Annotated in this window: 16 protein-coding genes, 1 other RNA gene and 1 riboswitch; of the genes, 7 read left to right on the top strand and 10 right to left on the bottom strand. The window is 59.0% G+C overall.

Translation table 11 applies throughout. The annotated features are described in order from the left end of the window. Positions 1 to 193: 193 nt before the first annotated feature. On the bottom strand, positions 194 to 1,654 hold the full coding sequence (gene pdxR, locus AC2FLO_RS14525) for a MocR-like pyridoxine biosynthesis transcription factor PdxR (RefSeq protein ID WP_496754581.1): 1,461 nt from the start codon (positions 1,652 to 1,654) through the stop codon (positions 194 to 196). 133 nt (positions 1,655 to 1,787) lie between these two features. Here pdxR and AC2FLO_RS14520 point away from each other — a divergent pair, with 133 nt between their 5' ends. Together AC2FLO_RS14520 and AC2FLO_RS14515 are read left to right on the top strand one after the other, a co-directional pair. Continuing rightward, positions 1,788 to 2,096 carry an ArsR/SmtB family transcription factor gene (locus AC2FLO_RS14520; protein WP_496754579.1) on the top strand — a complete coding sequence of 103 codons (309 nt, stop codon included), beginning with the start codon at positions 1,788 to 1,790 and terminating at the stop codon, positions 2,094 to 2,096. Continuing rightward, the gene (locus AC2FLO_RS14515; RefSeq protein ID WP_496754577.1) at positions 2,089 to 3,120 is read left to right on the top strand and encodes a permease; all 1,032 of its coding nucleotides are present in this window, start codon (positions 2,089 to 2,091) and stop codon (positions 3,118 to 3,120) included. The genes AC2FLO_RS14520 and AC2FLO_RS14515 overlap by 8 nt, the downstream gene beginning before the upstream one ends. Before the next feature lie 56 nt (positions 3,121 to 3,176). On the opposite strand, the gene AC2FLO_RS14510 is transcribed toward AC2FLO_RS14515, so the two are convergent. Further along, a complete protein-coding gene (locus tag AC2FLO_RS14510) occupies positions 3,177 to 3,566 on the bottom strand; it encodes a hypothetical protein (RefSeq protein ID WP_496754576.1) in 390 nt (129 codons plus the stop codon). Positions 3,567 to 3,617: 51 nt separating this feature from the next. Next, positions 3,618 to 4,379, bottom strand: coding sequence for a DUF1013 domain-containing protein (locus tag AC2FLO_RS14505; RefSeq protein ID WP_267363611.1), 762 nt, complete (start codon positions 4,377 to 4,379; stop codon positions 3,618 to 3,620). Positions 4,380 to 4,509: 130 nt separating this feature from the next. On the opposite strand from AC2FLO_RS14505, the gene AC2FLO_RS14500 reads away from it, so the two are divergent. Beyond that, the gene (locus AC2FLO_RS14500; RefSeq protein WP_496754575.1) at positions 4,510 to 5,139 is read left to right on the top strand and encodes a ribonuclease T2 family protein; all 630 of its coding nucleotides are present in this window, start codon (positions 4,510 to 4,512) and stop codon (positions 5,137 to 5,139) included. On the opposite strand, the gene AC2FLO_RS14495 is transcribed toward AC2FLO_RS14500, so the two are convergent. Continuing rightward, the gene (locus tag AC2FLO_RS14495; RefSeq protein WP_496754574.1) at positions 5,136 to 5,633 is read right to left on the bottom strand and encodes a hypothetical protein; all 498 of its coding nucleotides are present in this window, start codon (positions 5,631 to 5,633) and stop codon (positions 5,136 to 5,138) included. The genes AC2FLO_RS14500 and AC2FLO_RS14495 overlap by 4 nt on opposite strands. A 161-nt stretch (positions 5,634 to 5,794) precedes the next feature. On the opposite strand from AC2FLO_RS14495, the gene AC2FLO_RS14490 reads away from it, so the two are divergent. Beyond that, positions 5,795 to 6,643, top strand: coding sequence for a class I SAM-dependent methyltransferase (locus AC2FLO_RS14490; protein ID WP_496811710.1), 849 nt, complete (start codon positions 5,795 to 5,797; stop codon positions 6,641 to 6,643). 59 nt (positions 6,644 to 6,702) lie between these two features. Here AC2FLO_RS14490 and recR read toward each other — a convergent pair whose 3' ends face one another. The 3 genes from recR to AC2FLO_RS14475 all read right to left on the bottom strand — a co-directional run bounded on the left by recR (position 6,703) and on the right by AC2FLO_RS14475 (position 9,664). Then, positions 6,703 to 7,296, bottom strand: a complete 594-nt coding sequence (recR, locus tag AC2FLO_RS14485) for a recombination mediator RecR (RefSeq protein WP_496754570.1) — start codon at positions 7,294 to 7,296, stop codon at positions 6,703 to 6,705. 61 nt (positions 7,297 to 7,357) lie between these two features. Beyond that, complete coding sequence (locus AC2FLO_RS14480) at positions 7,358 to 7,711, bottom strand: YbaB/EbfC family nucleoid-associated protein (RefSeq protein WP_209507712.1); 354 nt, start codon at positions 7,709 to 7,711, stop codon at positions 7,358 to 7,360. 189 nt (positions 7,712 to 7,900) lie between these two features. Further along, positions 7,901 to 9,664, bottom strand: coding sequence for a DNA polymerase III subunit gamma/tau (locus tag AC2FLO_RS14475; RefSeq protein ID WP_496754568.1), 1,764 nt, complete (start codon positions 9,662 to 9,664; stop codon positions 7,901 to 7,903). 172 nt (positions 9,665 to 9,836) lie between these two features. Between AC2FLO_RS14475 and AC2FLO_RS14470 the strand changes: the two genes are divergently transcribed. After that, a complete protein-coding gene (locus AC2FLO_RS14470) occupies positions 9,837 to 10,349 on the top strand; it encodes a protein-tyrosine phosphatase family protein (RefSeq protein WP_496754566.1) in 513 nt (170 codons plus the stop codon). Here AC2FLO_RS14470 and AC2FLO_RS14465 read toward each other — a convergent pair. Beyond that, positions 10,341 to 10,562, bottom strand: coding sequence for a hypothetical protein (locus AC2FLO_RS14465; protein ID WP_496754564.1), 222 nt, complete (start codon positions 10,560 to 10,562; stop codon positions 10,341 to 10,343). The two genes, AC2FLO_RS14470 and AC2FLO_RS14465, sit on opposite strands and share 9 nt — an antisense overlap. On the opposite strand from AC2FLO_RS14465, the gene AC2FLO_RS14460 reads away from it, so the two are divergent. Then, complete coding sequence (locus AC2FLO_RS14460) at positions 10,561 to 10,869, top strand: hypothetical protein (protein WP_496754563.1); 309 nt, start codon at positions 10,561 to 10,563, stop codon at positions 10,867 to 10,869. The two genes, AC2FLO_RS14465 and AC2FLO_RS14460, sit on opposite strands and share 2 nt — an antisense overlap. Next, a riboswitch (cobalamin riboswitch) is annotated at positions 10,839 to 11,057 on the bottom strand. (Overlaps the previous gene by 31 nt.) 133 nt (positions 11,058 to 11,190) lie before the next feature. Beyond that, positions 11,191 to 12,048, top strand: a complete 858-nt coding sequence (locus AC2FLO_RS14455) for an alpha/beta hydrolase family protein (protein ID WP_496754561.1) — start codon at positions 11,191 to 11,193, stop codon at positions 12,046 to 12,048. Between the two features lie 35 nt (positions 12,049 to 12,083). On the opposite strand, the gene rsgA is transcribed toward AC2FLO_RS14455, so the two are convergent. Then, entirely contained in the window at positions 12,084 to 13,112 is a 1,029-nt protein-coding gene (rsgA, locus tag AC2FLO_RS14450; protein ID WP_496754559.1) for a ribosome small subunit-dependent GTPase A, read from the bottom strand. A 158-nt stretch (positions 13,113 to 13,270) separates the two neighbouring features. After that, positions 13,271 to 13,369: signal recognition particle sRNA small type (ffs, locus tag AC2FLO_RS14445), an RNA gene on the bottom strand. Positions 13,370 to 13,396: the final 27 nt, after the last annotated feature.

Below are 13,396 nucleotides of genomic sequence, written 5' to 3'. Positions count from 1 at the left end.
CCAAACGCATGTTCAATACCATGCATCTGCAAAACCTTAACAAAGGCCTCTTCCGTCGTCATCTTCATAGGGGTGTTCTCCAAGCAAGAGTGAGAAAACCGGGCACCGGGACCCGGGGGTTGATATGGTTTTGGCGTAAGGGTGCGACCTGCGTTAGGGCCAGACGCGTCTGCGGAATATGTCCAGTGCGATCTCAGGCAGACCGGATGGCATCCGCGATCAGTTCGACGCCGGGGCCTATGCGGTTGGTCGAAATTGAAGAGTACCCGAGGCGGTAGAAATTCTGCGGCCTGTCGGGCCCCGAGAAAAACGGAGCACCCGGTTCGATATGAACACCCTGGTTCTGCAGCTTTAGCGCAAGCTGCGTTGTGTTGACGTGCTCGGGGGCCGACATCCACATTGATGAGCCGCCCATTACACCCCGTCCAGCCACTATCAGCCCGCTTTCTTCGATTGCTTTGTCCATCGCATCGCGCCGCTCTTGCAGGGCTTTCGACATACGTCGGATCTGCGCGTCGTAATGGCCCAATGACAGAAAATACGCTGCCGTGCGCTGAATATGACCTGGAGGGTGGCGCAGGACCAACGAGCGAAGAGCACGAGCTTCGCGGATGAAAGGCTCGGATCCGACCATGTATCCAAGCCGCAATCCCGGAAACAGCGACTTGGAAAAACTGCCGACGTAAATCACGCGCCCATCCCGATCCATGGACTTGAGTGCAGGCGAAGGTGCGCTGCGAAAGGCCATTTCGAATTCATAGTCGTCCTCGACAACCATTGCATCCAGATCGCGTGCCCGATCCAGTAGCTTGTTGCGGCGGTCGATCGGCATCGTCGCGGTTGTCGGGCTTTGATGGCTGGGGGTGGTAAAGATGACATCCGCTTCGTCGGGGATCGCTTCGGGTGGCAAGCCGTCGCGATCGACGCTCAGGGGGGTCACAGCGCAGTCCCAGTGGTTCAAAAGGCTTCGCAGCGCGTAGTAGCAGGGATCTTCGATTACGGCCGTGCGTTTGTGTGTCAGCAAGATGCGTGAGGCCAGCCAAAGCGCGTTCTGCGCGCCCAGGGTGATCAAGATCTCTTCGGGGCGGGCGACGATACCACGGCGCGGCAGGGTGTGGCGCGCGATGAATTCGATTAGCAACGGATCATCCTGATCCACGTAATCCCCTGTCAGCGAATCGAAGTCTTTGTGCCCCAATGCGCGAACCGCGCATAATCTCCAGTTGGCGTGATCAAACAGGGTTCGGTCGGCCTGACCGTAGATGAACGGATAGCGGTATTCGCGCCAATTGCTGGGTTTCGGCAGGACGTCGCTGTCCAGAAAGCGGCGCGCCAATGCCCTGTCCCAGTCGACAGATTCCGTGCCGCGCTGCACGGGCGAGTATTTGGGCGGAACCGGTGCGTTTTGCGAGACGTAATATCCTGACCGGCCCTTTGCCATCAGATAATCATTGGCCAGCAACTCGGTATAAGCAAGCGTCACCGTTATGCGGCTGACACCCAGATGTGCGGCCAGCTTTCGCGAGGATGGCAGTTTTTCCCCCACGTGAAAGCGACCGGACAGAATGCCCTCGGCAATCATCTGCTGGATCTGGGCCTGCAACGTGCCCTGACCGTTGAGCTCAAGAAAGAATGTTTCGACCGATATCCCCATGCCTGCTTATAGGTTGGACTTAAGGCAGGGGCAATCTGGACTTACAGTGTCATGGAAAATTTTCCCAAGGTGGGTTGACCAGGGTCCTTTGTGAAACTATAAAACTAGAAATCTAGTTTAATGGAGGCAACTCATGTGGGAAACTGCTGCTGCCGGATTTTCCGCCATGGGCTCGGAAGCCCGGTTGAAAGTCCTAAAAACTCTGGTGCGGGCTGGTGAGGCCGGTCTGACCGTTGGCGAAATCCAGAACCGGACGGGGATTGCCCCGTCGACTTTGGCGCACCACCTGCGGTTTCTTGCAGCCGGAGGTGTGGTCGAGCAGGAAAAGATCGGTCGCACCAGGATCAACCGGGCCTGTTATGACGAATTGAAGACGCTGGCGCAGTTCATTCTTAGCGAATGCTGCGCTGACGCGGTTGGAAAGGCGGCCAACGATGGCTGAATTGACGCAATCGCCCCGACTGACCGCCAAAGGTGCGCTTGAGATGATCAAGACACCCTGGGCATTGATTGTCGCCATTCTTGTGGCGGTGGCCGTTCTCGACCCCGGCAACCTGCGTGAGGTTGCGAGTTTTGCAGTCAGGGCCTTGGCGCATACAGGACAATACATCCTGTTTGCCGTGCTTCTGTTGTCATATCTCAAGGCAACCGGGGCCGAGGTGATGGTGGCGCGCGCATTTGAAGGGCGCGAGACCCGGATGATCTTTCTGGCCGCCCTGTTCGGCGGACTTGCACCGTTTTGTTCTTGCGAAGTCATTCCCTTTATTGCGGGCTTGCTTGCACTTGGAGCGCCGCTGTCGGCCGTGATGGCGTTCTGGCTCAGTTCGCCATTGATCGACCCGCCGACGCTTTTGATTACGGCTGCCGCGCTGGGATGGCCCTTTGCCATCGGTAAGGCGGTTGCAGCCGTTGCGCTTGGCCTGTTCGGCGGGTTCGCGGTTCGGTTACTGATGCGGCAGGGGGCATTTGCCCAGCCCATGCGCGAATACAAACCTGCCGGGTGTTGCGGATGTGGTCCGAAAGCGGATGACAGGCCGGTCTGGAAGTTCTGGCAAGAGCCTGAGCGTCGCGTTCGGTTTCGTTCGGAATTCGTACACAACGGGCTGTTCTTGCTGAAGTGGCTGGCACTGGCCTATGTGCTCGAAGCTTTGTTGGTCAACTATGTGCCTGCGGACCTGATCGCTGGCGTCGTTGGCGGAGAAGGCGTCCTGCCGATCATCGTTGCCGCGCTGGTGGGGATGCCGGCCTATCTGAACTCTTACGTCGCGCCGCCGCTGCTGGCGGGTCTGATCGATCAGGGCATGACCGCGGGAGCTGCGATGTCGTTCATGGTTGCGGGTGCCGTCAGTTCCATACCGGCGATGGCCGCAGTCTGGTCATTGGTCAAACCGCGCGTGTTTGCCGCCTACCTGAGCCTTGGTGTGGGGGGCGCAATAGTCGCAGGCATCATCTTTCAGGTGGTATGAACGAAAAAGCCGCCCGGTGTCAGCATCGGGCGGCCTTGTTTTGTCTGAAATTTCGATCAACCGGATTCGCAGAGACGGGGCAGTTTGAACCGATACCGGGCTTCGCCGCTTTTGACGTAGATGCGTTTTTCCACGCAGGCCGTCGTTCCAACGGTTTGTGAAATCTGCGACTCGGTCGACGTAATCGACGTGGCCGATCCATCGGGCAAGCGAACCGAGGCTACGACGCCGTTCCTTAGGTCCCCGTTCACCGGGGTTGCGGACAGAACCGGTACGATCAGGAAAGCCTCGTGCTCGTGTTCGCCTTCGTCCCCCAACAGAAACAAGGTGGTGACGATGGCGATCATGACAACACCACCCGCCAGACCCAGCCCCCATGTCCTGAGAAAGGCGTAGATCGTTACGGCGCGGTGCGGGCCGAAGATCGCAGAAAGAATGCTCAGCATGACAAGTCCGTCAAAAAAGCCCCAGCCGTTCCGACCGGGACTGATTGTCTGTTACAGACGAGGATTATCCTCGTCTTCATCATCCGCCCCGCCTTTGGGCAGGTTGAAGAAGCTGTCGGCGTCGATGACAGGCTCGTCGTCTTTTTCATCCGACCGATCATCGGACAGCGAGAAGGTTTCCAGACCTTCGATCGCGGTCGGGATTTTCGGCGCAGCGTCCATTTCCAGCGACTGCTCGGTCGAAACCAGCTTGCGACGCTCGTCATCGCTCATCACGCCGCCTTCGGCCGCTTTCTTGGCAGCGGCCTTCTGCACGATCGCATCCAGTTCGGACTGTTTGCACAGGCCCAGCGCTACCGGGTCGATCGGCTGCATGTTCGAGATGTTCCAGTGCGTGCGCTCGCGGATCGACTGGATGGTCGGCTTGGTGGTGCCAACCAGCTTGGCGATTTGGCCGTCGCTGAGTTCGGGGTGGAACTTGACCAGCCACAGGATCGAATTCGGACGGTCCTGACGTTTAGACAGCGGGGTATAACGCGGGCCACGGCGCTTTTCTTCGCCGGATGCCGCCGGGTTGAACTTGAGCTTCAGCTTGTGCAGCGGGTTGTTCTGCGCGGCGTCGATCTCATCCTGGGTCAGCTGGTTGTTTGCGATCGGGTCAAAGCCCTTTACGCCTGCGGCCACATCGCCATCGGCGATGCCCTGCACTTCCAGTTCGTGCATTCCTACGAAATCCGCGATCTGCTTGAAGCTGATCGTGGTGTTGTCCACCAGCCATACGGCGGTTGCCTTGGCCATAAGCGGTTTTGCCATCAGCCCGTCTCCTATACATACATCTTTCCCGTCGCCGGAATTCGGCGGCCCCTTGGTCTTGGGGCAGGTTTCCGTTGTCGGGGAACTTGGCCCGTATATAGTCGCCACGCAGCAAGAAGGGAAGAGGCGAATGCGCTGGGTCGTATTGTGGGTCTTCAGCGCGATGACAGCGCTGGCCGAAGGTGAAAAAGCAGGTGAGTTCGACTATTACGTCCTGTCTCTCAGCTGGTCGCCCAACTGGTGCGCCCTCGAAGGGGACGCGCGCGGGTCACACCAATGTGACGACCGGCACGACCACGGATGGATCCTGCACGGGCTCTGGCCGCAATTTCATCAGGGCTGGCCATCCTTCTGTCGCTCGCCCGAGGCGCCGCCAACACGCCGCATGGCGCGGGAAATGGAAGATATTCAGGGTAGTGCGGGCCTTGCATGGCATCAGTGGAAGAAACACGGCACCTGTTCGGGGCTATCTGCGCCCGACTATTTCGCCCTGTCCCGGCGTGCCTATGATGCTGTCGAACGCCCGCAGGTCTTCCGCAAGCTGGACGCATCCGTCAAACTGCCGGCTTCGGTGGTCGAGGATGCGTTTTTGAAAGCCAATCCAGAGCTGGAGCGCGATATGATCACGGTCACCTGCAAACAGAGCTATATCGAAGAGGTCCGTCTATGCCTGTCGCGCGACCTTGATCCGGTGCCATGCGGCCGCGATGTGATCCGCGACTGCACCGCCAAGGACGCGCTGTTCGATCCGATTCGTTAAAGCTTTTTGTTCTGGCAGTCCCGCGCATAGTCCAGCGCCTTGGCGGTGCCTTTCAGATCAATCGCCATCACCACCTCGCCTGCGGTATTGTAAACCGTCATCGTCTTGTTCTGGGCAATCGCGGTGACGAAATTCCTGTCGGTAAAAAACACCGTCGCACCGGGCACTTTGCGTTCATTGAACCCGATAGCGGTGGCATCAAAGCTCTTGCCGTCCAGTTCGAACCGGATGGGATAGCTCTCACCTTGCTTAATGTCGCCCCAGGCTTTGTTGTACACGGCGAAATACCCGCGATTGCCCAACGCGTCGTAACCCAGCCTGACCACCGAGAGATCCTGATACACCGTCTGGATCAGACACCCGTTCCCAAGCGCGGGGTCCATCATGATGTTCCAGCCTTCGACGAAGCCCTTGTCCACAAGGTCCTGCGACAGGGCAGCGGTTGCGGTGAAGGCGGCGAAAGTAGTGGCGAGAAGGCGGATCAAGTTAAGCACTCCAAACTAAAAGATGCAGTTGGCTGTATCTAACTGTAACTCGGTTTCAGGCAAACAGTATTCTCTGAAACTTAGTCCAGATGCTTCAGCAGTTTCAAAGTACGACAGCTTTGCGCGGCAACTATGCTACAATGATTGCGTTCAAGAAGGTTAGAGACGCTATGATTGCCAACAAAGCGCAGGCGGATTACTGGAGTTCAGCTCCGGGACTTCAGTGGATCAAGTTCGAAGAAGAACTGGACGCTGTTTTTGAAGCGGTGGACCAAGAACTTATCCGGCGAGCGGGTGATATCCATGATGCGGATGTACTTGATGTTGGTTGCGGAACCGGCGCCACGAGCCGTGCTTTTGCGAAAAAGCTGACCTCAAATGGAACACTGACGGCGTTGGATATTTCCAAACCGCTGTTGGAGCACGCTCAAGTGAAAGCTGGTAAACTTCCTGTAAAATCAAGGTATCTTTTGATGGACGCGCAACAAGGTGCGATCCCAAGCGCGCCATTCGATCTTGTGATTTCGCGCTTTGGCGTCATGTTCTTTTCCGATCCGTACGCTGCCTTTGCCAATATACGAAAACACATGCGGGCACAGGGGCGTTTGATTGCAGCGGCTTGGGCTCCTATGGCAATAAACCCTTGGTTCGATGCTCCATGCAAAGCGGCAGTTTCACGTTTGGGGCCACCTGATCCTGCTGATTCCAATGCACCGGGACCTCTGGGTTTTCAGGATATCGGTTACGTTGTCGATGTGTTGAAAAAAGCAGGGTTCAGAAATGTGACAGGAGAGGTTTCGGCGATCACACTAAAACATCAAGGACCGCTCAAGAAAGTTGCTGACTTGGCTTCCAACATAGGACCAGCAGCGCGAATTCTAAAAAAATATTGTGGAACGGATGCGGATATCGCGGCAATACAAGAAGCCGTTATGGAAAAATTCAGAGTTTTCGAGAAGCCGGAGGGCGTGGGTATTCCCGCAAAGTTAAACTTTTTTGAAGCGGTTAACTCTGGATAAGCTTACAAAAGACAGCCAGGAGACAGACACGTACAGCTGGTGTATCACCCTACGTCAGGCTACAATTCCTTCCTCGCCCTGAGCGCGGCCGTGATCGTCCCGTCGTCCAGATAATCCAACTCTCCACCGATGGGCACGCCTTGGGCCAGCGAGGTCAGGCGCACCTGGCCTTCCAGCTGATCCGCGATGTAATGGGCGGTGGTCTGGCCGTCGACGGTGGCGTTCAGGGCAAGGATCACTTCGGTGATCCCTTCGGCCAGGACCCGATCCCTGAGGCGGGGAATGCGCAACTCATCCGGGCCGATGCCGTCCAGTGCGGACAGTGTGCCACCCAGCACGTGATAGCGGCCTTTGAAGACTCCTGACCGTTCCATCGCCCAGAGGTCGGCGACGTCCTCGACCACGCAGAGCTCTCCGGTCGCTCGGACCTCACTATTGCAGATGTCACAGATATCCGTGGTGCCCACATTGCCGCAATTCAGGCATTCGCGGGCGGTGACGGCCACTTGCTGCATGGCGTCTGACAGGGGCGTCAGCAGCAGAGCGCGTTTGCGGATCAGGTGCAGCACCGCGCGGCGGGCCGAGCGCGGGCCCAACCCCGGCAGTTTGGCCATCAGGTCGATCAGATTGTCGATTTCGCTGTTCGTGCCCATGGCCTGTCCTGCTTTGCGCCGGAGGGAGCCTCCGGCGGGAGTGTTTAGGAAAAGATGAAGCTCAGAACGGTAGCTTGATGTCTTTGGGCAGGCCCATGCTTTCGGTCAGCTTGCCCATCTCTTCCTGTGAACGTTCGGCGGCTTTGGCCTGAGCGTCCTTGATTGCGGCCAGGATCAGGTCTTCGACCACTTCCTTGTCGTCGCCGTTGAAGATCGACGGATCAATGTCCAGCCCCTTGAGTTCACCCTTGGCTGTGGCCGTTGCCTTGACCAGCCCTGCACCGGATTCGCCGACAACCATCATGTTGTTCAGCTCTTCCTGCATTTCGGTCATCTTGGTTTGCAGGTCTTGTGCGGATTTCATCATCTTGGCCATGTCGCCCAGTCCGCCAAGCCCGCCGAGTCCTTTCAGCATCAGTCGTCTCCTGTGTTTCTGTTTGGTTCTAAATACGGACCGCAGGCAGGTGGCACAAGAGGTCTCCCGCCTGTCCAGATCAGAGCGTCGCGGACCGATCATTTATGTGCCCGCATTCCCTCCCTCAGGTGCATCGTGGAAGGGGGTGAGTATGCCGGTTTCTTGAAACTTGGACCCGCGGGCTTAGGGCTAGTCCTCTTCGAACGGGTCCCATTCCTCTTCGACTTCGGGAAGGGCTTCGGTCTCAACCTTGGCGGCGCGCTGTTCAGGTGTTTCGATCCTAATGATCTTTGCCTTGGGGAATTGCGTCAGCACGGCCTGAACCAGCGGGTGTTCTTCGGCCTCGGCTTTCAGGGCCAGCTCGGCCCGGTCCCGCACTTCCGTGATGGTCGCGGCATCTCCGTCCGAGACAATGGAGACGGCCCACCGATTGCCGGTCCAGCGTTGCAGGGCAGAGCCCAAACGAGACGCCAGATCCGACGGTGCCTGAGGTGTCGGGGTGAATTCGATCCGGCCGGGCTGGTACGATACAAGGCGCACGCCGCTTTCCACCTCGACAAGCAGTTTCACATCGCGGTTCGTGCGGATCAGTTCCACCACATGCCCGAAGGTTGGATAGCGGGCCAGGGCCGTCTGTGCATCCTGCGCCAGTGCGGCAACCGGTGCGCCACCCGCGCCGCGCGGGGGCGATGTATAGGCAGGCGGCGGGGTCGCGTTGGATTGCGTTGCCACAGTGGCCTGCCGGGACAGTGACATGCCCCCGCCCGGCCCGCCGGGAGGCGAAGGTGGGGCGTCTTGCAGCCGTTTGATCAGCTCTTCGGGGCTGGGCAAATCGGCGACATGCGTCAGTCGGATAACAGCCATTTCGGCGGCCATCATCGCGTTGGGCGCGGCAGAGACTTCCTCCAGCGCCTTCAGCAGCATTTGCCACATGCGAGTCAGAACCCGCATCGGCAAGGCCTCGGCCATGTGCTGGCCCCGTGTGCGTTCGTCGGGGGAAACTGTCGGGTCTTCGGCCGCGTCAGGTGTGATCTTTACGACGGACACCCAATGCGTGATTTCGGCCAGATCGCGCAGCACGGCCAGAGGGTCTGCGCCTTCCGCATATTGACCGCTCAGTTCAGTGAGCGCCCCTGCCGCGTCACCGCGCAGGATCATGTCCATCAGGTCCAGAACCCGACCACGATCGGCCAGACCCAGCATCGCACGGACCTGATCCGCCGTCGTCTCACCGGCCCCGTGCGAGATAGCCTGATCCAGCAGTGAGGTCGCGTCGCGGGCCGATCCTTCTGCGGCGCGGGTGATCAGCGCCAGCGCATCGTCGGCGATCTGCGCGCTCTCCGCCCCGGCGATCTTGCGCAGCAGGCCGATCATGTCTTCGGGCTCGATCCGGCGCAGGTCAAAACGCTGACACCGCGACAGAACCGTGACCGGCACTTTGCGAATCTCGGTGGTCGCGAAGATGAATTTCACGTGTGCGGGCGGTTCCTCGAGCGTCTTGAGCAGCGCGTTGAATGCGCTGGTCGAGAGCATGTGAACCTCGTCGATGATGTAGATCTTGTAGCGCGCGCTGGCGGCGCGATAGCGGACACTGTCGATGATCTCGCGGATATCGTTGACGCCGGTACGGCTGGCCGCATCCATTTCCATCACATCGACATGGCGACCTTCCATGATTGCGACGCAATGCTCGCACTGACCGCAAGGCTCGGTTGTCGGCCCTCCGGTTCCATCCGGCCCGATGCAGTTCATGCCCTTGGCGATGATCCGCGCCGTGGTGGTTTTTCCCGTTCCGCGAATGCCGGTCATGATAAAGGCCTGCGCAATCCGGTCGGCCTCGAAGGCGTTTTTTAGGGTGCGCACCATAGCATCTTGACCCACCAGGTCGGCAAAGGTTTCCGGACGGTATTTGCGGGCGAGAACCTGATAGGCGGGGCTTGGCGTGTCTGTCATGTCTTCTCGCTCGGATTCGGTGTTTCGGCACAGCGTAGTGGCGGCGGCACTCCGCGTCCACTGCGGGGCGCGATGATTTTTTGTTTCAGAAACGGGCTGGTTTCCAACTAAACTGGTCCAGCGGATTTAATGACTCATTTCTTAAAGAGTACCTTGGGGGAGGACGCACTTCATGTCGCAGCTGGTCATTTTTGCTCTGCAGGTCGGAGGCGGAACGCTTGCCCTTACTTCAATGCCCGGGCGTGGCGGGGATTACGTCGGCGATCTGGATATGATTGCGGCGTGGAAACCGGGCCTTGTGATTTCAATGACGACGGATGTTGAAATGCTTCAGGATGGCGCGCAGCACTTTGGCAGCGACATCCAAAGCCGTGCCAGCCGGTGGGTTCACCTGCCGATCGAAGATTTTGGAGCACCGACGCAGGCGGTTCAGAAGGCCTGGCCAGAGGTCAGCGCCACGGCCCGACATGCGCTGTCGGGCGGTGGCCGGGTTCTTGTGCATTGCCGTGGGGGGTGCGGCAGATCCGGGATGATTGTTCTCCGACTGATGGTTGAATGCGGTGAACGCGCCAGCGACGCACTGGACCGCCTGCGGGCCGTGCGCCCCTGCGCCGTCGAAACCGATACGCAGCTGGCCTGGGCGTCCCGGATCACCCCGGCACAGGTGGAAGTGGGATCAAGCTGACAGCTGCTGGGGCGCGTAGCCGGTTTTCCGGGGCCGGATCATTGAAACCTCGATCATGGCGCAAGGCGGGTTCGCGACAGTGCCCGAGGGCAGCGTGCTGAATATAGGTCCGAAGATCAAATCGGCATAGGCATCCAGGTCCCGAATTGCCGTATCAGGGTGCGCCCCACAGAAAACGCGAACGCTGTCGGATCGCGCTCGGATCGTTGCCATGCACCCTTCCGCGCAATGTGACAGCGCGCTTCTGCCTTCAAACTCGAAATCCTCGCTGGTGGCCGAAACCGCCTGCGCCATGGCTTCGGAAGTCGAGCGGGCCAGTCGCGCCAAAGCCGGGCAGGTTTTGCCCGTCCGCTGGCACACTGTTGCGCTGTATTCGTGTGACTTTGTCTTCCAGATCATCCTGCGCCCTCCGCGCGTGGTGGGCTGGATATTGGGGCAGGTGGGACAGCATCTCGCTGTCAGGACCTGCACGGACACCCCGCCCGAGTTTCGGTTTCAGTTCCGATGGCAGGTCTCCTGACTTGCGGGTCATTGCTCTGCCGACCTTCCCAGCCCATGGGCCAGTGGTATTTCGGCATTGCTTACCGCTTACAGTTGCGGGGGCAGTCGCGGACTTGGTTGATATCTGTGTGACCAGACAAACCGCACCGTGTTCCCTTTTCATCCCGACCTCTTGTGGGGGCCGGAAACCATCACACAACCGCTAGCGCCTGATCGCGTTCCGAGTCAAGCCGATCTTTAGGCCGGACGTTTGGTCATGCTGGATGCGGATTATGTTCCGGCCTAGTGTCGTCGGCATCGAAGGCAGGCATACCGATTGTTTCAGCGAAAGCCGGGGATCATGTTGGATACGGAACAGACGGTGTTGATCGAAGATTTCCGCTTTCCGTCCGGGTCTGTGACCTTGTCGGCGCGGGTGCATCGGCCAGTGGGTGAGCCGGAAACCGTTGTCGTACTTAACAGTGCCACGGGTGTGCCGCGTGACTATTATCAACACTTCGCGCGATGGCTGGCCGCCGAGCGGGGGATAGCTTGCCTGACCTATGACTATCGGGACTACGGGCTTTCTTTGGTCGGCCACCTGAAAGATGCAACCGCGACAATGGCGGATTGGGCGTTGATCGATATGCCTGCGGCACGGGCCGAAATGCGCAGGCGGTTTCCAATGGCGCAGCAGTGGACCATCGGCCATTCGGTCGGTGCGATGCTGGGGCCGGTGCAACCGGATATCGACCAGATCGACCGAATGATCGGTGTGTGTTCGGGGCTGGTGACTTTGAAAGATCACCCATGGCCCTATCGGGGGTTGGCTGGGCTGTTCTGGTATGGCCATGCACCGCTGATGGTGCGGGCACTTGGCTATCTGCCTGGCAAAGCAATCGGGTTTGGGTCGGACCTGCCCGCCTCGGTTTACTGGCAATGGCGCAAATGGTGCACAGCCCCCCTGAACTATGTGCCCGAGGTAGGGCAGGAATTGCCTGATGCGCGTTGGAACGGCTCGGGAGTACCAGTGGATCTGTTCACGTTCGAAGATGACCAGATGGTTCCGCCCGAGGCGGTTTGGCGCCTTGCTGATCTGTATGGCCCCGAGGCCAGACGCCACCTTCTGAAGCCTGCTGAATTCGGACTGCCGGAAATAGGCCATATCGGAGCATTTGCCCGTCGCAATGCCGCGGTCTGGCCGCGCCTGATCGCCTGATCAGACGCGACGCAGGTTTTCCTAACACCTTGCAGTTATGGCCGTTTGCGAAGCTTCTTGTCCTGCATGACACCGCGCACCATCTTGCCGAACGCCTTGTCCCGCGCCCGCGATTGGGCAACGGTTTCCGAGTTTCGCTGATCTTCGCGCCGCAGCTTGCGCCAACGGTCCAGCCGGGTCGGGTCAAGTACGCCTTCGCCGATTGCGTTCTGCACGGCACAGCCGGGCTCGGTCTCGTGCTGACAATCCGAAAAGCGACAGCTTTGGCCAAGCTCCGTGATGTCCGAGAACACGTTGTCGATCCCGTCCTGAGCGTCCAGCAAACGCAATGCGCGCATTCCCGGCGTGTCGATCAGCCAGCCACCGTTACCCATCCTGTGCAACGCGCGCACCGTTGTCGTGTGTCTGCCCCGTGCGTCGTCTTCGCGAATTCCAGACGTGGCGAGGTTTTGATCCGTCATGGCGTTACTGAGCGTCGTTTTACCTACGCCCGACGACCCGACCAGCGCGCCGGTCTGGCCTTTGGGGCACCATGCCAGAACCTTTTCGACATCTGCCGGGTCCAGCGCATTGACCGCCAGCACCGACAGAAGAGGGTCCAGAGATTGCACTTGTCCCGAGAAACTGCCGGGGTCATCCGACTGGTCAGCTTTCGTTAGGACAGCGACCGGATAACATCCGGCCTGATGCGCCAGCGCCATATAACGTTCCAGCCGGGGCAGGTTGAAATCGGCGTTGCACGAGCTGACGATGAACAACACATCGACATTAGCGGCAATCAGTTGTGTTGCGGCACCTGTACCGGCAGCCCTGCGTTGCAGCAGGCTGCGCCGGTCCAGAAGGTGACGCACGCGGAATTCGGCGTCCGCAAGAACCCAATCCCCGACGGCATATGAACCGGTCGAATTATCCGGTGTCCGCAAAGGGATTTCACCATTCGGGCTCAGCCCGATCAGACGGTCCCGATGAACGGAGGCGACGCGAAAGGGCGTGTCGGAAGGAAAAGCCGCGTGTTGCGCGGCAAAGTGAGAGGACCATCCCAGGTCCGAAAGCGTATAAGACATTTATCTGCCTGTTTTCAGAAACAGCAATGCCAACGGATGGCAATCGCGCATCCGCAGGTCGTGTGTTCAGGCAGTCCGGTGATTCCGGTGAATCAGAACCAGTCTGCCCGAAGGGTTTTCACTACAATCATAAAGCCCTCCTGCGGCTGTGGTTCACGAAGTGAGAGGTTGGACATCGACCCAAGCGGGGCTCGTTGTGGCTGCTTCCTTCCGGACCTGACCAGGTTGGCGAGGCGCTCGCCCGCGCCAACCTCTCGAGTCCGGATATAGGGAAGGCATCGGGA

The organism is Ruegeria sp. TASC047, from assembly GCF_059612445.1.
Note: the sequence above shows the minus strand (reverse complement) of the source record. Positions and strands in the feature narration are given on the sequence as shown.

Coding starts and splice junctions, on each gene's coding strand:
- pdxR (WP_496754581.1), bottom strand. CDS start 1,654: ATGGGGATATCGGTCGAAACATTCTTTCTTGAGCTCAACGGTCAGGGC.
- AC2FLO_RS14520 (WP_496754579.1), top strand. CDS start 1,788: ATGTGGGAAACTGCTGCTGCCGGATTTTCCGCCATGGGCTCGGAAGCC.
- AC2FLO_RS14515 (WP_496754577.1), top strand. CDS start 2,089: ATGGCTGAATTGACGCAATCGCCCCGACTGACCGCCAAAGGTGCGCTT.
- AC2FLO_RS14510 (WP_496754576.1), bottom strand. CDS start 3,566: ATGCTGAGCATTCTTTCTGCGATCTTCGGCCCGCACCGCGCCGTAACG.
- AC2FLO_RS14505 (WP_267363611.1), bottom strand. CDS start 4,379: ATGGCAAAACCGCTTATGGCCAAGGCAACCGCCGTATGGCTGGTGGAC.
- AC2FLO_RS14500 (WP_496754575.1), top strand. CDS start 4,510: ATGCGCTGGGTCGTATTGTGGGTCTTCAGCGCGATGACAGCGCTGGCC.
- AC2FLO_RS14490 (WP_496811710.1), top strand. CDS start 5,795: ATGATTGCCAACAAAGCGCAGGCGGATTACTGGAGTTCAGCTCCGGGA.
- recR (WP_496754570.1), bottom strand. CDS start 7,296: ATGGGCACGAACAGCGAAATCGACAATCTGATCGACCTGATGGCCAAA.
- AC2FLO_RS14480 (WP_209507712.1), bottom strand. CDS start 7,711: ATGCTGAAAGGACTCGGCGGGCTTGGCGGACTGGGCGACATGGCCAAG.
- AC2FLO_RS14475 (WP_496754568.1), bottom strand. CDS start 9,664: ATGACAGACACGCCAAGCCCCGCCTATCAGGTTCTCGCCCGCAAATAC.
- AC2FLO_RS14470 (WP_496754566.1), top strand. CDS start 9,837: ATGTCGCAGCTGGTCATTTTTGCTCTGCAGGTCGGAGGCGGAACGCTT.
- AC2FLO_RS14460 (WP_496754563.1), top strand. CDS start 10,561: ATGCACCCTTCCGCGCAATGTGACAGCGCGCTTCTGCCTTCAAACTCG.
- AC2FLO_RS14465 (WP_496754564.1), bottom strand. CDS start 10,562: ATGGCAACGATCCGAGCGCGATCCGACAGCGTTCGCGTTTTCTGTGGG.
- AC2FLO_RS14455 (WP_496754561.1), top strand. CDS start 11,191: ATGTTGGATACGGAACAGACGGTGTTGATCGAAGATTTCCGCTTTCCG.
- rsgA (WP_496754559.1), bottom strand. CDS start 13,112: ATGTCTTATACGCTTTCGGACCTGGGATGGTCCTCTCACTTTGCCGCG.